We start from the raw sequence: 19,770 nt of genomic DNA, 5'->3' as shown, positions 1-19,770 counted from the left end.
CCGTGACGCCGCCCGTCTTCCTCAACCACCTCGGCGTGGTGTGCGCCCTGGGCCATGGCACCGCCGAGGTGGCCCAGGCCCTCTTCGGCGACCAGCCGACGGGCGTGGCCCCCAGCCCCGACTTCGCCTCGCGCGTGCTGCACGTGGGGCATGTCACCTCGCCGCTCGCGTCCACGGACGCGCTGCCGGTGCCGCTGCGAAGCCGCAACAACGCGCTCCTGCTCACCGCGCTCGCGCAGGTGCGTCCCGCCGTGGACGAGGCCCTGCGACGCCATGGGCCGGAGCGCGTGGCCGTCGTCCTGGGCACCAGCACCTCCGGCATCGGCGAGAGCGAGGCCGCCATCAAGGCGCGCGCGGCCACCGGCGAGCTGCCCGCGCACTTCGACGTGCGACAACAAGAATTGGGCTCGCCCGCGCTGGCGCTCAACCACGTGCTCGGCGTGAAGGGGCCCTCGTTCGTCATCTCCACCGCGTGCTCGTCCAGCGCCAAGGCCCTGGCCACCGCGGCCCGGCTCTTGCGCTCGGGCATCGCGGACGCGGTCATCACCGGTGGCGCGGATGCGCTGTGCGCCTTCACCGTCGCGGGCTTCGCCTCGCTCGACTCGGTGAGCGACGCGCGCTGCAACCCGATGAGCGTCCACCGCCGGGGCATCAACATCGGCGAAGGCGCCGCGCTGTTCCTGATGACGCGCGAGCCGGGGCCGGTGCGGCTCGCGGGCTGGGGCGAGTCCTCGGACGCCCACCACCTCTCCGCGCCCGAGCCCGGTGGCCGGGGCGCCCTCATCGCCATGCGGACCGCGATGGAGCGCGCGGGCGTGACGCCCTCCGACGTGGGCTACGTCAACCTCCACGGCACGGCGACGCCGCAGAACGACGCCATGGAGAGCCGCGCGGTGGCCTCGCTGTTGGGACAGGCCGTGCCGTGCAGTTCCACCAAGCCGCTCACCGGCCACACGCTGGGGGCCGCGGGCGCGCTGGAGGCGGCCCTGTGCTGGCTGACGCTCACCGACGCGCACGGGCGGCTTCCTCCCCACTGGTGGGACGGCGAGGCGGACCCGGAGCTGCCCGCGCTGGCGCTGGTGAAGCCGGGGACCACGCTGGGGCGCCCTCCGCGCTATGTCCTGAGCAACTCCTTCGCCTTCGGCGGCAGCAACGCCGCGCTTCTGTTGGGGACGGCCTGATGCGCACGCCCATTGCCTTCGACATCTCCGAGATTGTCCCCCACGCCGACCGCATGCGGCTGATAGACAGGGCGGTGGAAGGCGACGAGGAGGGCCTGGTGGCCGAGGTGACGCTGCGCGAGGACTGCCTCTTCCAGGAGGGTGGCGAGGTGGGCGGCTGGGTGGGCATCGAGTTCATGGCCCAGGCCATCGCCGCCTATGCGGGCTGGCGGCAGCGGCTGCAGGGACAGCCCCAGCGGATGGGCTTCCTGCTGGGCACGCGCAAGTACGAGTGCAGCCGTCCGTCGTTCAAGGTGGGCGAGCACCTGCGCATCGAGGTCCGCCGACAATTCTGGACGGACGAGGGCATGAGCCAGTTCGACTGCACCCTGGGCGTGGGCGGGGAGACGGTGGCCACGGCGGCGCTGACGGTGTTCCAGCCGCCGGCCTCGGTGGACCTGACGAAGGTGGGCAAGGATGAGTGAGAAGACGGTACTGGTGACGGGCTCCAGCCGGGGCATCGGCCGCGCGATTGCCCTGCGGCTGGCGCGGGACGGGTTCGACGTCGTGGTGCACTGTCGCTCCAAGGTGGAGGAGGCGGAGGCGGTCGCCGCGGGCGTGCGTGAGCTGGGCCGCGCGGCGCGGGTGCTGCGCTTCGACGTGGCCGACCGCGCCGACACGGAGAAGGTGCTGCTCGCGGACATCGAGGCCCACGGCTGCTACTACGGCGTGGTGTGCAACGCGGGCATCGCCCGGGACAACGCCTTCCCCGCCATGCCCGCGGAGGACTGGGACGCGGTCATCCACACCAACCTGGACGCGTTCTACAACGTGCTCAACCCGCTGAGCATGCCGCTGGTGCGCAGGCGCAAGCCCGGGCGCATCGTCACGCTGTCCTCCGTGTCCGGCCTCATGGGCAACCGGGGCCAGGTGAACTACAGCGCGGCGAAGGCGGGCATCATCGGCGCGACGAAGGCGCTGGCGGTGGAGCTGGCCAGCCGCGGCATCACCGTCAACTGCGTGGCGCCGGGGCTCATCGACACGGAGATGGTGGAGCCGCACATCGTCGAGGAGGCGCTGAAGATGATTCCGGCGAAGCGGCTGGGCAAGCCCGAGGAGGTCGCCGCCGCGGTGAGCTTCCTGATGAGCGAGGACGCCGCGTACGTCACGCGGCAGGTCATCTCCGTGAATGGAGGGCTGCTGGGATGAAGCGGGTCGTCGTCACGGGCGTGGGCGCGCTGAGCCCCCTGGGCCATGACTGGCCGCAGGTGGAGGCCCGGCTCAAGTCGCTGCGCAATGCCGTGCAGGTCATCGAGGACTGGAAGCAGTACGAGGGGCTCAACACCCAGGTGGGCGCGCCCACCGCGCCGTTCGAGCTGCCGCCGCAGACGTACTCGCGCAAGACGATGCGCGGCATGGGCCGGGTGGCGCTGCTGGCCACGCGCGCCAGTGAGCTGGCGCTCGTCGACGCGGGGCTCCTCGGCGACGCGCTGCTCTCCAGCGGGAAGATGGGCGTGTCGTACGGCTCGTCCACCGGCTCGCCGCCGAGCATCGGCGACTTCGGCCGGATGCTGATGAACAAGAGCACCGAGGGCATCACCGCCACGTCCTACGTGCGCTCCATGTCCCATACGGCCGCCGTCAACATCGGCGTCTTCTTCGGGCTCACCGGCCGCATCATCACCACGTCGAGCGCGTGCACGTCCGGCAGTCAGGGCATCGGCTACGCGTACGAGGCCATCAAGATGGGCCGGCAGGTGGCCATGCTCGCCGGAGGCGCCGAGGAGCTGGATGCCACCGGCGCCGCCGTGTTCGACACCCTGTTCGCCACCAGCACCAAGAGCAACGACACGCCGGAGCTGACGCCCCGCCCCTTCCACGCCCAGCGCGACGGCCTGGTGCTCGGCGAGGGCGCGTGCACGCTGGTGCTGGAGGAGCTGGAGCACGCGCGGGCCCGGGGCGCGCGCATCTACGCGGAGCTCATCGGCTACGGGACCAACAGCGACGGGCGCCACATCACCCAGCCGCACTCGGAGACCATGGCCCTGGCGATGCGCCTGGCCCTGGAGGACGCGGGCGTGGAGCCGGGCCAGGTGGCCTACGTCAACGCCCACGGCACCGCCACCGACACCGGCGACGTGGCGGAGAGCGTGGCGACGAACCAGGTCTTCGGCGAGCGGATGCCCCTCTCGTCCCTCAAGAGCTACATGGGACACACGCTGGGCGCCTGCGGCGCGCTGGAGGCGTGGATGACGGTGGAGATGATGCGCGCGGAGTGGTTCGCCCCCACGCTCCACCTGGACGCGGCGTCGGTGGACCCTCGCTGCGCCCCACTGGACTACGTGACGGGAAATGGCCGAAGAATCCAGGCCGACGTCGTCATGTCGAACAACTTCGCCTTCGGTGGCATCAACACCTCGTTGATCTTCCGCCGGTGGCAGTGACGGAGAACTCCATGAAGAAGGCAATGCTGCTGTCGCTGCTCGCGCTCACCGCCTCCACCCCGGCCCTGGCGCGCGACACCGTGGTGATGATTCCGCTCAAGGAAGTCCTGGCGATGCCCCAGGCCCAGGAGAAGCTGGACGGCACGGTGCGGTTCTACCTGGCCGGCGCCAAGACGCCCGACATCGTCAAGGAGTTCGGCGAGGACGTCACCAACAAGAAGACCAACGGCATCAACAAGTCCGACGAGGAGGGCTGCAAGTGGGCCACCCTCTCCGCGCTAATCGCCCTCCAAGAGGGCGCCAAGAAGCGCGGCGCCAACGCCGTGGTCGGCATCGTCAGCTACTACCGGAAGAACGAGCTGCAGCACGCGACGGAAATCGAGTGCCACGCCGGCACCTTCGCCATCGGCGTCGCCCTCAAGGGCACGTACGCGAAGGTCGCGGGCAAGAAGTAGCGCCTTTCCACGGGGGTCCTCGACCACCCCGGGTGGCTTGGTTTGAGCCCCGGCTAAGGCGTAATTCGCGACCAGCGGGATGCCTGGATTAGGCTCCCGCGTCGTGACGCCCTACACCATGTTGCATCTCGCCTTGGCCGGCGCCTTCCTGGTGCTCGCGCTGGTGCATCTGGCGACGTGGGGCGCGGTGCGCTCCCAGCGCGTGCAGCTCTGGCTCGCCACGAGCTTCCTGGGCTTCGCGGCGCTGAGCTTCTCCACCGGCGTGACGAGCCACGAGGCGGGGCGGCTGTTCATCGACACGCGGCCCTGGCTGTTGTTGGGCGCGTTGATGGCCATCCCCCTTCCCTACACGCTGCTGCGGGTGCTGTGGGCGCTGCTCGATTTGCCGCTGACGCCCTGGCGCAAGGTGTTGGTGGCGCTGGCGGTGGCCTTCGGCGGGCTGCGCATCGTGGACGTGCTGGGCTCGGTGCTGGCGAGCGCGAGCATCCGGATGACGCCGGCGGAGCTGGGCCGGGCGACCTCCAGCCTGGGGTTGCCCATGTTCTGGTTGCTCGCCTTCACGGTGGGCGGGACCTGGGCGGTGGAGGCGCTGCGAGCGCTCAAGCGGCGCGGCGCCATGGCGGTGGCGGTGTTGCTCGCCGCGCTGTGTGCGCTCGGCATCCTGGGGCGGGAGCTGGCGGTGGACCTGGGGTGGATGACGGGGCCGTCCCTCACCACGCTGGTGGGGATTCCCTTCCTGATGCTGGCGACGACGGCGCTCGCGATTCTCACCGCGCGCTCGCTGAGGGGCGCGGACCTGGGCACGGGCATCCACCGCTACCGGCGGCTCATGCGGTTGGGACGGGGCGGGATGGGCGAGGTGTGGCTCGCGGTGCGCACGGGGCGGGCGGGGTTCCACCGGCTGGTGGTGCTCAAGCGGATGGTGGACGAGGGCGGCGAGGACCTCGCGGTGCGGCTGCAGCGCTTCATCGGCGAGGCGCGCACGGCGGCGCGGCTGCACCACCCGAACCTCGTCTCCGTGCATGACCTGGGACAGGTCGATGGCGCGTGGTTCATCGTCATGGAGTACCTGAACGGGGTGAATGCGCTGAAGCTCGCGCGGCTGGTGCGGCGCGGGGGCGTGGTGCCGCTCGAGGTGGCGGTGGAGGTCTGCGTGCAGTCGCTGCGGGGGCTGGCGTACGCACACGAGCGCGGCGTCATCCACCGGGACATCAGCGCGGACAACCTGGTGGTGACGTTCGACGGCATGGTGAAGGTGGTGGACTTCGGCATCGCGCACGGGCTGGGCGCGCCACAGGAGCGCTCGGCGGCGACCGCGTCCGTGCCCGCGCTGAGTCACCTCACCCAGGAGGGGGATGTCATCGGCAAGGTCGCCTACATGCCGCCCGAGCGGAGGGCGGGGGCCCCGGCGACGGTGTCCGGGGATGTGTATGCGCTCGGCTGCGTGCTGCATGAATTGCTGTGGGGGGAGCTGCCGGGCGTCATCAGCCTGAGCCTCCAGCAGCGTGCGTCGTGGGATGGGCCCGAGGCGCCCGAGGCGAATCGCAAGTTGCGGGGCGTCGTCGACCGGGCGCTGCATCCCATGCCGGCGCGGCGCTTCGAGGATGCGCGGCAGATGGAACTCGCGCTGGAGGCGCTGAGGCACACGCTGCCCCCGGTGAATCTGGCGCGGTGGCTGCGCGAGAACTTCGCGGAGCAGTACACGCATGAGCGCGAGCTCGCGGAGCTGAGCGACCCGACGCCCGAGCAGGTGGAGGCGCTCCAGTCGCGCACGCCCGTGGTGGCGCCGGTGGAGCTCATCCCCACCCAGCTCGTGGCTCCCGTGGAGGCCGCGCCCACGGAGCTCCAGGCCACGCGCAAGCTGCGCGCACCGAGCTGAATCGCGCAACGTGACGCCGGTGCGCTACGACTCGGGGCGCTCCAGCACCGAGTAGATCCACCCTTCTCCCGAGCGCACCGCCGAGGCGGGAGCGCCGCTGAACCCCGACGCCCAGGCCGACGCGGCCGACAGCGCGGCGAGGAGCGAATCGAGCGCGTCACCATCCGCATCGGAGACCAGGGTGAGCGAATCCCGGGTGGAGATGACGAGCCCGGTGGCATCACGCACACGTCGGAGGATGTCGCGGCGACGCTCGTCGAAGTCACGGCCTTTGTATGTCTTCGGCAAACCCAGCCAACGGACGACCTCGGCGGGGAGGACCTCCACCACCGCGGGACCGGGATGCGTGCTCCACGGAGGCACGGCCCCGCGCCAGCCCCCGAGCGCCCGCAGCCCCCAGTACGTCTGTCTGAACATGCGCAGGTTCGTGGGCGCGAACGGCGCGGAGCACCTCACGTCCGTGACGCGCTTCTTCTCCGGCCCCACCGCGTCCCTGAACTGTTCGACCGACACATAGGCCTTCGTCACCGCGGCCCCCAATCGCGTGGGCCCCGTCACGGGGAGCCCCAGTCGCTGGAGCTGGCTCGCCTCCAGGCTGAAGCAGAAGTCGAGCCCGGCCACGTCGACGTCCTGGGCCATCAACCAGGGCCCCAGTCCCTCCGCCACCGCGAGCGCGCCTCCGGAGGAGAAAGGGCGAAGGAGCGACACGAGCCGCGCGCGTGCGTTCTCGAACTCCACGGTGGCGGCCCAGACCTTCCGGTGGGCGTGGACCGCGCCACTCCAGTCCACCCCCACCGCGCGCCCCTGCCGCGGGAGCCACATGCGGCGCGACGTCATGACCCGAAGCTCCCGAGCACGCTCACTCCGACGCAGAGGACCTCAGAAGAATCGCCACGCCGCGCCCGTGGGCGAGTTCTGGGCGGCCGTGCAGATCACGCCGTCCGGATTCCCGGCGGAGTTGCAGCACGCAATCTGGGTTCCAATCTCTCTCCTGAGGCAAGGCGAGTTCGCGTACAGGTAGCACTGCGGCAGACCGTCGCAGGTCGACGTGGCACAAGGGGTGAACACGCCGTCACACGTGACGCCCTGCCCATCCGTCCCGGTGCACGTCATCCCCGAACAGGACGCGTTCGCGGCCCCCGGACACGTCACGGTACACACCGCGAGCTGGGAATGCGTCGCGCCCTCCTCCGAAGGCGCCGCGGAGCCGGGCTCCAGCTCCGTCCCTCCACATCCGATGAACGAAAGCGCGACGAACAACGCCAACATGACTCCAGACCGCTTCATGTGCGTACCCCCGGCATCCATGGACAACCGCGCGACTCTACCCGCGCTCACCGGAAGTCTCGAAGCGTCCCCCGCCGTCATCCTCTCGAGAGAGTGTCATTGGAAACGGATGTCTTCAGGGTCAGCCCACGCAGCACCAGCTCCAGCATCTCCGAGAGCGCCGCTCGCTGATGGGCGCCCTCGACCGAGGTGAGGAGCATCCCCGTGATGCCGTGGAGCCCGGCCAGCAACCCCAGCGCGACGCTCCGGGGCTCGCGGACGATGAAGGCCCCCTGCGCCTTCCCCTCGACGATGATGGACTCCAGGAGCGCGAGCTCCCGCGCCCGGTCCTCCCGGAGGAAGGGCTCAGCGACGGGGATGAACTCGAGCATCGCCGACTCGGGGAGCGAGAGCGTCCGCGTCACGCGGGTGAGCTGTGCCTCGCGCACTTCGATGAACGTGCGCAGCTTCGCCTCCGGAGTCCGCGCCCCACGCACCGCGGCCTCGAGGTCGACGAGCGCCTCACCCCGGGTCCGGTCGATGACGGCGCCGAGCAGGGCCTCCTTGCTCTCGAAGTGGAGGTAGACGGTCCCCTTCCCGATGCCCGCGCGCTTCGCGATGTCCTCGATGGAGGTCTTCTTGAAGCCGAGCCGGGAGAAGCTGTCCGTGGCGGCGTCGAGAATCGCGGTGCGGTGCTCGGAACTCATCCCCCGAGGGTAGACCGGAGGGCCGGTCACCCCAAGCGACACGAAGGTCCCCGTGCCACGAACACACGGGGACGGCCGGCCGCCTGGGGACGACCGGCGAGCGAGGGCTTCAGCGCTGGCTGTAGCGGTCGCAGGTGGCCAGGTACTCGTCACTCGACATGGCGAGCGCGGCCACGCGGTACTGCTTTCCCTTGGGCTTCTTCAGCGTGGTCTTGATGACCACGAACTTCCCGATGGGGATGCCCATGTAGGACTGGTCGAGGTAGGTGTTCTCCTCGATGTGCTCCCACGCGATGTGCACGCCATCCGCGAAGTGGATGCCGTCATAGCCGATGGTGAGCCCGGGCTGGTCCATCTTGCCCAGCACCATCGGCTTGATGCAGTTGACCAGCATCACCAGACAGCCGAACAGGATGAGCCCGGCGAAGGCGAGCACGCCCGCGCCCTTGTCCCGCGCGGAGAACGCGAGGTAGCCGAAGAACGCCGTGGCCAGCACCCAGATGACGGTGCCGATGAGGAGCTTCGTGCGCGAGTAATAGAAATGCTGGGGCTGGTTCGACTTCGCCTTCGACGGAGCGGATCGGTAGAGTTCCATGATGTGCTGCCTGACGGTGGGGTGATGGGGAAGCGCTCAGCCGGCGAGCCGGTCTGAGAGGTAGGAGAACAGGACGGGCGCGTTGAGGATCTTCTCCTCGTCAATCTTGTGCAGCCGACCGTTCGCGAGGATGTGCAGCTCCCGCGTGGAGACGCCCTGCTCGAAGTCGTCCTGCAGCCGCAGCGACTCGATGTCGTCCCACTCGATGAGCTTCTTCTTGAAGACCAGCCCCTCGGCGCGGACCGACAGCGGGCCGAAGCCCACCTGCTCGCCGCGAACCACCTGACGACGGATGACGGGCAGGAGCATGGAGATGACCTGCTGGGTGACCACGGCCTCCAGCTCGTCCGAGTCACTCCACAGGTGGAGCCGCAGGCGGTACTTGCTGCCACGGTGCGCGAGGATGAGACACTCGTTGTTGTGCTCGCGCACGATGCTCGTCATGTCGCGCCACAAGACGGACGTCTTGCCCACGTGGATGCCACGGGCGTCCAGCTCCAGCGAGCTCGGGGAGAACATCCAGTAGAAGAGGTCGCCCGCGCGCCAGAGAATCAGGTACAGCCCGCAGGGGATGCCGAGCAGCGCGAAGGCGAACCCCGTCTGACTGCGCACCATCCCCTTCACCATGTCCACCGGCAACAGGTGGATGCCCGCGGGCGTGAGCACCATCGCGAGCACGAAGTAGATGAGGACGATTCCCCCCGCGAGCCAGTACAGCGTGTGCGTGGGAAAAACCAACGAGTGTGAGTACTTCAGGGGACGACTCCCAGCGGGCCGACCGGGGCACGAGCCTCAGCGAACGTTCGGTCACCTATAAACGACTGGCAGCCATTTTTCGACTCCGAAACATTCGCGAGACGGGCCACCGCGCCCAAAGTCCCGCATTCCCTGTCAGCGTCCTTGGAGCACCAGGAAAGCAGTCAGCGCCCGCCCGCCATCTCAGACAATGAGAATCATCTCACGTGAATGAGATGGCACGCCGGAGTCAACCCTCACTCCAAGTCAAGGCGCGGAGCGTGCCTACGCCGTCACATGCAGTCGGACGTCGGCGGGAGCGACGGGCCAGTCCAAATCCCGAGCATCGCGGATGACGAGCTGGTGGGCCGCCCGGAGCGCCAGCGCCGCCGCTTTGCGATTGGGACTGATGGCAGGCAGGACGTGTTGATCCAGGACCAACCTCACCGCCAGCTCGACGACCCAGGCGCCACAGCTGGTCTGCGCTCCCTCGCTCTCATTTCCGATGTCGTCCTGGTACTGAAGCAAGCAGTGCTCAGCCTCCAACCCCGGGAACGGAAGCGTGAGGCGGCGAAGGTCCTCGACCGGGACGTTGTTGGGGTTGAGCGGGTCCACGTAGAGCATCCTCACCGGGCGTCCCCCAGGCCCTCGCGCCCCCAGGGTGATGAAGACGAGCGCCCAGTGATTGTTGTTGCGCTGGAGCGGCTGGATGATGGTGTCTGTCGCGGTGGTGATGGCGGGGTGGTATTCCGTCGTGAAGAAGTTCCGGTTCATCTCCAGCCACTGGCGCCTGTCGACTCCCTCGAGGACCGCGACGTTCGCGTGGCCTCGCAGCAGGTAGCGCTGGAGATTGTAGATGTCGTTTTCTTCGTAATAGGAGTCGTCGCGGGTCAGGTCCGGGATGTGATGGACCGGGCCAGCGAAGGCGCCTTGTGCCGCGTAGGCCTTCTTCGCGGAGTCCGTGTCCTTCTTCTCGACTGGAATCGGCCCTGGCCCCACCGACGCGGAGCCCTCCTTCTGCGGCGGCGCGACGGCCGCGACCGGCATCGGAAGCGCCGCAAGCACGACTCGCCGGACTCGGCCCAGATTGTTCGGGGTCAACAACGGGACATCGAGGACCGGCGCCGGAGGCGGGCCTTCGCCACCGCGACCACCGACTCTCGGGCCCCCCGTCACGGAGGCTCCGACCCTCGCGACACCCGACACGGCGCCCCCGAGCTTGGAGCCAAGCCCCCCGATGGCGATGCCCGCGTTGAGGAGGTCCGCGTTGCGCATCAGCATCCGGATGTCGAGCAGCCGCCGCCTCATGCGCGTCTCCTCGGGGGACAGGACGGACAACTTCTTCTCCCAGCCCAGCTCCTTCTCCTTGTCCTTCCCGAGCTTGAACAAGAGGTGGGGCTTGAGCGTCTTGTCGATGAAGGTGTCGACCGAGCCACGGGTGCCACAGATGCGCATGACCCCGTGGACGAGGTCACCCCCCGTCGGATGTTTGCTCGCGCTGTCAACCATCAGCAGGACACCGCCGGCGGCGCCTCGCACCTGGGAGCGCGCCAGGGCCCCCACGAAGTGCGACAGGTACTCAGCCTTCTCGCGCGTCGTGTTGTTCGTCGTGTCGATGACGATGGCCCCCAGCCCCACCTGCCCGAAGACAGAGGGTGCATCCGGGATGTTGATGGGATTGGGAGCGCCATCGAAGATCAACACACGAACGCCATTCGTCGAAGGCAACTTCTTGAAGAGTTCGTCCTGGTCGAGTTCGAAATAAGGCGCCCAGGTGCCGACCCACTGCGTGTCCTTCAATGGACTCTCATTCAGACTGCCTTCGTCCGAGTACAGCCACTTCGAGTACCGCATCCCGTAGCTCGTGGCCATCCGGAGCGCGGCCATGCCGGTGATCAACGAAACCTTCTTGACGACGATGGAATTGGCGACCACGACGTCCGCATCACCGTCGCCCTTCGAAGGCGTCTTCGACGGCGAAGCCCACTCCCCCTCATCCTCGGAGTCTGAACCGTAATTCCAGTCCCCCCTTTGCTTGGAGCGGTCCTTCAACCCAATCGCTCCCACGGGGACCGGCACCCCCTCCAGGTGATATTCGACCAGCCCTTCGATGGCCGCCGGACTGTAGCTGGCGGCCCTGTTGTCGAACTTCGTGACGAACGCGGCGCAATCGCCGGGCGCAAGCGCGGGGGAGGTCCGCATCAACTCGAGCAACGCGGACATCAGGCGGTCGACACCGGCGAGCTTCGTTTCATCCATGCCACCCAATCCGTCGATCGTCGCGAGCGGGGCCGTGGACTTCCGCATGGCGCTGATGAACGCGTCCGTGAACCGCAGCGCAGTGGCGATCGCAAGGGTGCCCGCTTCGGGCGGCAGCAGCCCCGGGTCGAGCCGGATTCCGTTGGGGAGATCCGCGAGGGTCGGAAACACCGAGCCGAAGCCTTCTCTCGAAACGACCTCGAGGCCGATTCGCGCGGCCCGGATCAACTGGGTGAGCTTCGCGCCGAAGACACATTGGACGGCCCGCCACTGCCCCTGGTTCGCGGGAAAACCCCCTGCGTGCCTCCCGATGACGCAGAGCATCGGGTAGCCATGAATCCTCCAGCCCGGACTCCGGCGCTCCTCCACCGGGGCGCCTCCGCTGATGGTGAAGTTCACGGCCTTGCAGCTTTCGACCACCGCCACGCAGACCGCTCGCTTGGACAGGATGGCGATGTCGCTCAGGGGGACGCGCAGGCCCTGAGTCCCGGTCTCGAAGAGAGCGCAGAGTCGCTCCAAGCGGCCCACCTCGCGGTGATGGCGCCCTCCCGCCTTGGGGGCCGTGTCGAGGGTCGGGGTCTTCTCCAACAGGAGGAAGCCCGGTCCGTTCGAGCGGGGATAGACCCGGTTGATCTCCGGCCCGCTCTTCTTGGCCCCAGGCTTGTGGGCCCCACCCGTCTTTCCCCCGGCCTTCTTGGACTCGCCCTTCGCGGGCTCCGTGGCGGAGAAGTAACGAAAGGCCACCATGGACCCGGAGGACGCGAGCATGACGTCGTGCAACCACTCGAGGTCGTAGGCGATGCGGACGCCTCCACTCGGATCCATCTCGACCTGCAACGGCATCTTCGCCACCCTTCCTGGCAGGCGGAGCCCGGAGCGTCACCAGACCCGCCCCTGTCGCCGGACCATCGAAGGGAGGGCTCCGCCGTGCGCGCGGTAACATAGCGGATTGCCGCATGTAGGTGACACGCCGCAGCGCGCCTCTTTCCACCCCGAGGAAGCACCCGACGCCAGGGATTGGATTTCCCCACGTCCATGAGCGCGGCGCTCCAGGACATGTCGCGGACATGTCGCGGACACACCGCGACGAGCCCTTCGTGTCAGGCGCGTCGCGAGACAGCCCTCGAGAGGCCGCACCGGGTGCGTGGCACATGTCCTGCTCTCGACAGGCTCGGCGTGAGTGACACGCCAGTCCCCAAATCCTGGAGAGAGCAATGGCTTCCTATCAATGGAACGACGGCCGCATCCTGACGTTGAACCCCGGCGACACCACGAGCTGCGCGGGCGGACTCAACCAGCAGCAACTCTATGCGCTCTTCTTCTACAACAGCGCGCAGAACGACACGGGCGCCACGCTCAACGTCGTGTGGAGCAACAGCCAGCCTCCGGTGCAGGTGCAGGTGCCGGGGACCACGGGGCGGCTCGGGCTGGCGTCGCTGCTCTTCGTGTCCGGCAATGACACCAACAGCGTCTCTGTGTCGATGAGCCAGAACCAGCCGGGAGCCCAGGTGCAAGCCTTCATCGGCAGCGTCAAGATGCCCACCAACACCGCGGGCATCAACAACACACCGCTGGAGGCGGATGGACAGCTGCACCCGTTCAAGGCCTTCACGCGGTACTACGCCGTGCCCCAGTCCCACTGGTACCAGGGACAGTTGCAGAGCAACGTCAACCAGTTCATCTCCGTCCAGTTCATGCAGCAGTCGGCGCTCGTCAACGTCGTGAACTGCCTGGTGGACCCCTCGCCCACCCTCTTCTTCGCGGGGCCCACGGCGCCCTCGCAGGTCAAGGTGAACACCACCACGATCCAGACGCTGCAGTGGAACCTCCAGGGCAGCGGAACCCAGACGGTGTGGATCAACGCCGACAGCATCCAGAACTCGCAGTCGGCCTCCATCTCCCTGCTGTCCCTCAGCTCGCTCTACGCGGCGCACCAGCCCTAGCGTCCGCCGACGTGCCCCGAGGGAGCGGGGTGGGCTCTGGCATGACACGCCCGCTCATCTGCCTCGAAGGGGAAGCCGGCTACAATGACATCCCGTGTCCCGGCTCCCTCCCGCCTCCCCTCCATCGCCCCTGGTGCTGGCCGACGTCTCCACGGCCGCGGAGCCTCCACGCCGTGGCGTCGAGTCCGTGTCCCATCCGGTGGCGGTGCTGACGCTCGTCGCCCACCCGCACCTGGCTCGCGTGGGTGAGCGGCTCGTGCTCGAGGACCTCCTCGCGGGTCAGGAGTGGGTCCTCTCGCGCAATGCTCCGGACTTCACGCCGGCCTCCAGCGCCTTCGGCGCGCCGCTGGGGGACCCGTTCCTGAGCCGCAAGCCCTTCCTCCGGTTCAACCAGACGGACACGGGGATTCGCGTCAGCGTGGGACCCGATGGGAAGTGCACGTCGGACGGCCTGCCGCTGGGGGACGCTCGGGAGTGGAGCCTGGAGGAGGTCAGGGCGGGCGTCCCCCTGGAGCTGGCCGGGCGGCTCGCCCTGTTGCTGCACCTGTCCGAACCCAGGTCCGCCTCCGCGCGCTCATTGCCAGGCATGGTCGGTGAGAGCGTGGGATTGCGCAGGGTGCGCAAGGACATCGAGCGGGTCGCGGACCTGGAGCTGAGTGTCCTCATCCGAGGCGAGACGGGCACTGGAAAGGAATTGGTCGCGCAGGCGCTCCACCAACAGAGTCCACGCGCGAAGAAGCCTTTCCTGAGCATCAACCTGGGCGCCATTCCCAAGGAGCTCGCGGCGGCGGAGCTGTTCGGCGCCGCCAAGGGCGCCTTCACCGGAGCGAATCAGGCCCGGGACGGCTTCTTCCGCGCGGCGCAGGGCGGCACGCTCTTCCTGGATGAAATCGGGGAGGCGTCCGCCGAAATCCAGGTCATGCTCCTGCGAGTCCTCGAGACGGGCGAGCTGTTCCCCGTGGGTGCCAGCACGCCGGTCCACGCGGATGTGCGACTGGTCGCAGCCACCGACGCGGACCTGGACACCCACATCCGCGATGGCCGCTTCAAGGCCCCCCTGCTCCACCGGCTCGCGGGCTATGAAATCCAGCTCCCACCGCTGCGCGAGCGCCGGGAGGACATCGCCCCCTTGTTCCTCCACTTCGCCCGTGAGGCGTTGGAGTCCATCGGGGAGTCGCATCGACTGACACCGGGAGACCCCTACCAGGAGCCCTGGTTGCCTCCCGCGCTGGCCGTTCGACTGTTGCGCCATGCCTGGCCCGGGAACATCCGCCAGCTGCGCAACGTGGCCCGGCAGCTCGTCGTCGGGAGCCGGGGGCAACCGCGGCTGGAGCTCGGCCCACGGCTCGCGCAGGAACTGGAGTCGTCCTCCCAGCCCAGCGCACGTCCTCCCGCACCCGAGTCACCCGACGCAGAGCCCCTGGCGCGACGAAAGTCCACGGAGGTGACGGAGCCGGAGTTGCTCGGGGCCCTTCGCGCGCAAGACTGGGACGTCAAGCGCGCCGCGGACCATCTGGGCATCCCCCGCTCGTCCATCTACAACCTCATCGAGCGCAGCCCGGTCATCCGGCTCGCCGGCGACCTGAGCGTGGAGGAGATCACCCGCTGCTTCCACGAGTGCCAGGGAGACCTGGACGCCATGGTCCGCCGCCTGGAGGTCTCCCGACGCGCGCTCAGCCGCCGCGTCAAGGAGCTGGGGCTCGGCTGACCCGACGACGAGGGCCCGGCGATTGCAAATCCATAGGGTCTCTCTCGAAGTGGAGGTTTGAATGAGCACTGCCAACAACGAAGACACCCTCGAAGCCGTGCCGGGAGGCTGGTGCCTCAATGGCAAACAGTTCTACCCCTCGGGAGCGACCATCCCCGTCCCAGAAGGTGTCGCCATCAACCTCGATGCCGCGCCCTCACTCCTGCGGCCCGAGTTCTTCCTCGACGGCAACCCCTCCCCTAGCACCATCGAGCCAAAGGAGGGGCCCCACTCCCTCCTGTGCCAGTTCACCCGCCTCCCCTGTCAATCCATTGGGGACATCACGGGAACGCTCAATGTCGGGATGGGCACGGAAGACGCATCCGAGGCGCTGATGCCCCTCGAGCGGAACCCGGACACCCGACACACGGGTGAGCGCCGCGGCGACACCCACGTCAACGCGTGAGCGTGGCGCCCGGAGCGTCCTTCCCGTTCGACCAACGCGGGACCAGATGCGGGTTGCGGGAGAGCGCCAGGTTCAACGCCTCCCGCGCCTGAAGCCGCTCCTGCCGGGCGCCCTCTCCTTCTCCGGGCGTGAGCTCCGCCCGCGCCAGGAGCAGCCCCGCGCGGTGGGCCTGCGCGTTGGGCCACCCGGGTCTCGCCGCCAACGCCTCGTCCACGCGGACGAGACCTCGCGCCAGGAGCGCCTTCGCGTCCGCGCCCCTTCCGGCACGCCATCTCGCCCAATCCAGACAGAGCCTCACGAAGGCCAGCCGGAAGTCATGGCGCTCGGGAGCGAGCTTCAGGGCCTCGTCGAACGCTCGCGCCGAGGCCTCGAAGTCCGCATCCGTCACCCGCCCCTTCGAGGCGCTCCAGCGGGCGCGGACCGCGAGCAGCTCTCCCCGCCCGCTCCACGCCTCCGCCAGCCGTGGGTTGTGCTTCAAGGCCGCCTGGAGCGCGTCCTCCGCGCGCTTCAAGGCCGGCCCCGGGTCCCGGCCCCGGGTCAGGTCCTCCGCCGCCCACAGCACCTCGCTGGTGCCCAGGTTGGACCAGGGCTGGGCGTGCTCCGGCGCCAGCGCCACGGCCTGCTGGTAGGCCTCCAGCGCCGCGCGGAGGCTCACGCCCGGGTCCTTTCCGGCCTCGCGCAGGTGAAGGGCTCGCACGGCGTGCACCTCGCCCAGGTTGTTGAGCGCGGGGAGCCACTTGGGCGCCACCTCGAGCGCCTTCTCGTAGCTGGCCTGCGCCTGGGCCAGCAGCGGCTCCGAAGCCGCGCCGCGCTCCCACGCATCCTCCGCCAGACGACGCAGCGCCCGCCCCACGCCATTGTGCAGATGCGGCAGCCGCGGGTTGATGCCCAATCCCTGGCGGTACAGCTCGAGCGCGGTGTTCAGCTCCGGCTCCGGGTCTCCGCCCGTGCTCCGGCGACGCGTGGCCAGGAGGATGTGGACCTCTCCCCCGTAGAAGAACGTCACCACGTGTCTGGGATTGATGCGTCGGGCCTCCGCCAGGGCATCACGCGCCCGCGCCAGGTCCTCTCCCTGCTCCGCGCCACGCAGGCCCTCCGCGCGGGTGATGTATGCGATTCCCAGGTTGATGTACGGCTCGGGCAGTCGCGGGTCGAGCGCGATGGCCTCGCGATAGGCCTCCATGGCCATCCCACGGGCCTCCCGGGAGGACAGCCCCGCCTGCTCCTCGTACTCCGCCCATTCCTTGTGGAGCAGCCCTCGCTGATTGTGGAACCCGTGGTCACGTTGCTCGGGAGCGATGCCCTCCAGCATCGCCAACGCCTCGCGGAAACGCTCACGCGGGTCGCCTCCGTGCTCGCGGCGGGACTGGCCCCACTGGAGCAGGACGTTGGCCAGCTCGAGCCGCGCCTCGGGCCGCTGGGGTGCGAGGGCCAGCGCGGCCCGCAGGCGGTCGGAGGACTTCTGGAGCAGCGCCTCGAGGTCCGCGCCATGGCGCCCCCGGTCCTCCGCCCAGCGACGATGGAAGCGCGCCTCCAGGACGAGCGACTCGTAGTCCTCGGGTGAGGCGGCCAGCGCCCGCGCGACGGAGGCGAGCCCGCGCTCATAGGCGGGCCGCACGTCCCCCTTGTCATAGAGCTCCATCAACAGCACCGCGTACTCGAGTCCGGCCAGGGCGCGGTGCGACGCGGGCAGACTCTCGGCGATGGCGATGGCCCGGGAGTAGGCGCCGCGAGCGGCGTCGAAGTCGCGCAGCGCCTCCTCACGCGCGCCGGAGGTCCCCTTCCGCGTCGCGCGAGCCACCAGGATGTCCCCGCGCAGCATCGGCGCCTCGTGGAGCCACGGCTGCTGGGTGCCCAGGGCGTCCAGGAGGCCGAGGGCCTCATCCAGGCGTCCTTCGTAGAACGCCAGCAGCGCGGTGCCGTACGCAGGGGCGAGCCCCTCCGCGCCCTGGCTCTGACGCAGGTACGCGAGCGCCGGCTCCCGGTAGTCCCGCTCCAGGTCGCTCAGTCGCGCCTGTCGCTGCTCGGGGGAGCGCAGCCGCTCGGCTTCGAGCAGCTGCTCCCGGTAGAGCTGCCCCATCACGAGCGCGAGGGACTGGGCCACGCGCGGCTCACGGAAGCCCGCGCTCCACGCGGACTCCAGGGAGCGTCGGGCCTGGGCGATGTCGCCCAGCGCGAGGGAGCCACGTCCCAGCGCGTAGTGTCCGGGGCCCCGGGCGCTCGGCCCCCCCGTGTCGATTTCGACGGCGAGCACGTCCATCCGCTCGCGCAGCCGGCGCTGGTCCTCGCGCGTATCGTGCAGCGGGGCGAGCGCGGAGTAGCGCGCCAGGGCCTCGATGCGCTCCACCTGCTCGGTGAAGCGGCGGGCCAGGCGCTCCCGCACCGAGGCCTCATGGCGAGTCAGCGCCACTTGCCCGAGGGCGCTCGCGACGACCAGGAACATGGCGACCCCCACCGCCACGCGTCGCCAGTGTTTGCGCAATCGCTTGCGCAGCTGATAGCCCGCGCCCCGGTGCGCGCGCACGGGCTCGCCCGCGAGGTAGCGCTCCAGGTCCTCCGCCAGCGCGCGGGCCGAGTCGTAGCGAGCGGAGGGGTCCTTCTCCAGACACTTGAGGGTGATGGCCTCCAGGTCCTCGGGGATGGCCTTGTCCAACAGCCGTGGAGCCCGAGGCTCCGCCGTGCGCAATCGCTCCAACACCTCCAGGGCCGTGAGCCCCTCGAGCGGAGCCCGCCCGGTGAGGAGGAAGTAGAGGCTGGCGCCCAGGCTGTAGACATCCGCGCGGCGGTCCAGCGAGGCGTGCTCGCCGCGGGCCTGCTCGGGGGCCATGTAATGGGGTGTGCCCAGCAGCGTCCCATCCAGGGTGGTGCTCGCGGACCAGTCACGGGCGAGGCCGAAGTCCATGACATAGGTCTTCAGCGTGCCGTCATCGGCGCGCTCGACCATGATGTTGGAGGGCTTCAGGTCGCGGTGGATGAGGCCCACGCGGTGCGCCTCGTGCACGCCGAGCGCGGCGTCCCGGAGCACCATCACCCGCTGCTCCAGCGGCAGCGAGGGCGCGAGCGCGCCGAGAGGCTGGCCGTCGATGAACCGCATGGCGATGAAGACCTTGTTCTGGACCTCACCGACCTCGTAGACCTCGCAGACGCGCTCGTGCCTCACGCGGGCCTGGGCGCGGGCCTCCGCGATGAAGCGGCGGGTGAGCCACGACGACTCGTCGCGGACGAACTTGAGCGCCACCTGACGCCGCAGGCGCGGGTCCCACGCGAGGAACACGCGCCCCATGCCGCCGTGCCCCAGGAGCCGGACGGGCTGGTAGCGGTCCCACCCAGGGACGGGGAAGTCCCCGGGCGACGTCGCGCTCCGTGCCTCGACGGGAGGCGGCACCGTCACGGTGTCTTCGGGAGAGAGGCCCACGGGTATCGGGGCCGCCGGACTGGACACGTCCTGACGCAGCGCCTCCAGCGTCTCCGCCGAGAGCCGTCCACGCTCCATCAGGAGTTGGAGGGGGCTGCTCCCCGTCCGGAGCGCCTCCTCGCGAATCGCAGCCACCTCGTCCCGGGTGAGCAGGCCTTCGGCCAGCGCCGCCCCGAGCAACGGCTCATCACCATCCTGGACAGCCATGGGACCTCGCGGTCAGGAGCAGGCCACAACCCTCCACGCCTCCCTAGCATGGCCTGACCTGTCGAGACCGGGGAGCGGGTCTCGAACGACATACAGCGTCGCCCACGCGGTAAGCTGCGCTCCTACCCGTCCCGCCCCCTGAACCCTCACAGGTCCCCACCGATGTCGCGCTCCGCCATCTTCCTCATCGTCCTCGTCAGCTTCATCGCAGGAGGAGTCTCGTGCGCCGTGGGCCAGGAGCTCGTCTTGGACATCGCATACGGCCCCGTCCAGAGCGTCGTCCTCGAGCAGGACATCGCATTGGGCTTTGGCAACTCGGAGGGAACCTCCTGCCCGGGAACTCCCGCGGGAGGCGTGTTCGCGGGCACACCGCTCGTGGTCCGAGGACGCGGCGCCATCAAACTCGTCACGCTGCGATTCAGCTACGCGGGGAAGGACCTCCCCACGCTGGCGGGCGGGCAGACCCCACCAGCGGGCATGAACGGCATCCATTGTGTGAACCCCGCGGCCAGTGACTCCGACCCGCGATGGGACCACCTCTGAGCCGACTCC

General features: G+C 69.3%; 17 protein-coding genes. 10 read left to right on the top strand and 7 right to left on the bottom strand.

The annotated features are described in order from the left end of the window. Positions 1 to 2 precede the first annotated feature (2 nt). The 6 genes from LXT21_RS26090 to LXT21_RS26065 all read left to right on the top strand — a co-directional run bounded on the left by LXT21_RS26090 (position 3) and on the right by LXT21_RS26065 (position 5,938). Positions 3 to 1,181, top strand: a complete 1,179-nt coding sequence (locus LXT21_RS26090; RefSeq protein WP_254040909.1) for a beta-ketoacyl-ACP synthase — start codon at positions 3 to 5, stop codon at positions 1,179 to 1,181. Next, positions 1,181 to 1,645 carry an ApeP family dehydratase gene (locus LXT21_RS26085; RefSeq protein ID WP_141325833.1) on the top strand — a complete coding sequence of 155 codons (465 nt, stop codon included), beginning with the start codon at positions 1,181 to 1,183 and terminating at the stop codon, positions 1,643 to 1,645. Before LXT21_RS26090 ends, LXT21_RS26085 begins: the two co-directional genes overlap by 1 nt. Then, complete coding sequence (gene fabG / locus LXT21_RS26080; protein ID WP_254040908.1) at positions 1,638 to 2,369, top strand: 3-oxoacyl-ACP reductase FabG; 732 nt, start codon at positions 1,638 to 1,640, stop codon at positions 2,367 to 2,369. Before LXT21_RS26085 ends, fabG begins: the two co-directional genes overlap by 8 nt. Then, complete coding sequence (locus LXT21_RS26075) at positions 2,366 to 3,604, top strand: beta-ketoacyl-ACP synthase (RefSeq protein WP_254040907.1); 1,239 nt, start codon at positions 2,366 to 2,368, stop codon at positions 3,602 to 3,604. Before fabG ends, LXT21_RS26075 begins: the two co-directional genes overlap by 4 nt. A gap of 11 nt (positions 3,605 to 3,615) precedes the next feature. Then, complete coding sequence (locus LXT21_RS26070) at positions 3,616 to 4,059, top strand: excinuclease ATPase subunit (RefSeq protein WP_254040906.1); 444 nt, start codon at positions 3,616 to 3,618, stop codon at positions 4,057 to 4,059. A 118-nt stretch (positions 4,060 to 4,177) separates the two neighbouring features. Beyond that, positions 4,178 to 5,938: a serine/threonine-protein kinase gene (locus tag LXT21_RS26065; protein WP_254040905.1), complete on the top strand. Its 1,761-nt coding sequence runs from the start codon at positions 4,178 to 4,180 to the stop codon at positions 5,936 to 5,938. Between the two features lie 24 nt (positions 5,939 to 5,962). Here LXT21_RS26065 and LXT21_RS26060 read toward each other — a convergent pair whose 3' ends face one another. The 6 genes from LXT21_RS26060 to LXT21_RS26035 form a co-directional block, all read right to left on the bottom strand. Beyond that, the gene (locus LXT21_RS26060; RefSeq protein ID WP_254040904.1) at positions 5,963 to 6,775 is read right to left on the bottom strand and encodes a DUF429 domain-containing protein; all 813 of its coding nucleotides are present in this window, start codon (positions 6,773 to 6,775) and stop codon (positions 5,963 to 5,965) included. Between the two features lie 42 nt (positions 6,776 to 6,817). Then, positions 6,818 to 7,225: a hypothetical protein gene (locus tag LXT21_RS26055; RefSeq protein WP_254040903.1), complete on the bottom strand. Its 408-nt coding sequence runs from the start codon at positions 7,223 to 7,225 to the stop codon at positions 6,818 to 6,820. Between the two features lie 77 nt (positions 7,226 to 7,302). Continuing rightward, complete coding sequence (locus LXT21_RS26050; protein ID WP_254040902.1) at positions 7,303 to 7,911, bottom strand: TetR/AcrR family transcriptional regulator; 609 nt, start codon at positions 7,909 to 7,911, stop codon at positions 7,303 to 7,305. 109 nt (positions 7,912 to 8,020) lie between these two features. Next, positions 8,021 to 8,506: a hypothetical protein gene (locus LXT21_RS26045; protein WP_254040901.1), complete on the bottom strand. Its 486-nt coding sequence runs from the start codon at positions 8,504 to 8,506 to the stop codon at positions 8,021 to 8,023. A gap of 36 nt (positions 8,507 to 8,542) precedes the next feature. Then, positions 8,543 to 9,244 carry a DUF6585 family protein gene (locus LXT21_RS26040; RefSeq protein WP_254040900.1) on the bottom strand — a complete coding sequence of 234 codons (702 nt, stop codon included), beginning with the start codon at positions 9,242 to 9,244 and terminating at the stop codon, positions 8,543 to 8,545. Between the two features lie 282 nt (positions 9,245 to 9,526). Beyond that, positions 9,527 to 12,343 carry a hypothetical protein gene (locus LXT21_RS26035; RefSeq protein ID WP_254040899.1) on the bottom strand — a complete coding sequence of 939 codons (2,817 nt, stop codon included), beginning with the start codon at positions 12,341 to 12,343 and terminating at the stop codon, positions 9,527 to 9,529. A 371-nt stretch (positions 12,344 to 12,714) separates the two neighbouring features. Here LXT21_RS26035 and LXT21_RS26030 point away from each other — a divergent pair, with 371 nt between their 5' ends. The 3 genes from LXT21_RS26030 to LXT21_RS26020 all read left to right on the top strand — a co-directional run bounded on the left by LXT21_RS26030 (position 12,715) and on the right by LXT21_RS26020 (position 15,596). Then, positions 12,715 to 13,443: a hypothetical protein gene (locus LXT21_RS26030; RefSeq protein WP_254040898.1), complete on the top strand. Its 729-nt coding sequence runs from the start codon at positions 12,715 to 12,717 to the stop codon at positions 13,441 to 13,443. Positions 13,444 to 13,537: 94 nt separating this feature from the next. Then, positions 13,538 to 15,151: a sigma 54-interacting transcriptional regulator gene (locus LXT21_RS26025; RefSeq protein WP_254040897.1), complete on the top strand. Its 1,614-nt coding sequence runs from the start codon at positions 13,538 to 13,540 to the stop codon at positions 15,149 to 15,151. Positions 15,152 to 15,212: 61 nt separating this feature from the next. Next, positions 15,213 to 15,596: a hypothetical protein gene (locus tag LXT21_RS26020; protein WP_254040896.1), complete on the top strand. Its 384-nt coding sequence runs from the start codon at positions 15,213 to 15,215 to the stop codon at positions 15,594 to 15,596. Here LXT21_RS26020 and LXT21_RS26015 read toward each other — a convergent pair. Next, a complete protein-coding gene (locus LXT21_RS26015; protein WP_254040895.1) occupies positions 15,586 to 19,218 on the bottom strand; it encodes a serine/threonine-protein kinase in 3,633 nt (1,210 codons plus the stop codon). The two genes, LXT21_RS26020 and LXT21_RS26015, sit on opposite strands and share 11 nt — an antisense overlap. Before the next feature lie 162 nt (positions 19,219 to 19,380). Here LXT21_RS26015 and LXT21_RS26010 point away from each other — a divergent pair, with 162 nt between their 5' ends. Beyond that, a complete protein-coding gene (locus LXT21_RS26010) occupies positions 19,381 to 19,761 on the top strand; it encodes a hypothetical protein (RefSeq protein ID WP_254040894.1) in 381 nt (126 codons plus the stop codon). Positions 19,762 to 19,770: the final 9 nt, after the last annotated feature.

The organism is Myxococcus guangdongensis, from assembly GCF_024198255.1.
GTDB lineage: Bacteria > Myxococcota > Myxococcia > Myxococcales > Myxococcaceae > Myxococcus > Myxococcus guangdongensis.
The sequence above is the reverse complement of the archived record's forward strand: the minus strand, read 5'-3'. Positions and strand labels throughout refer to the sequence as shown.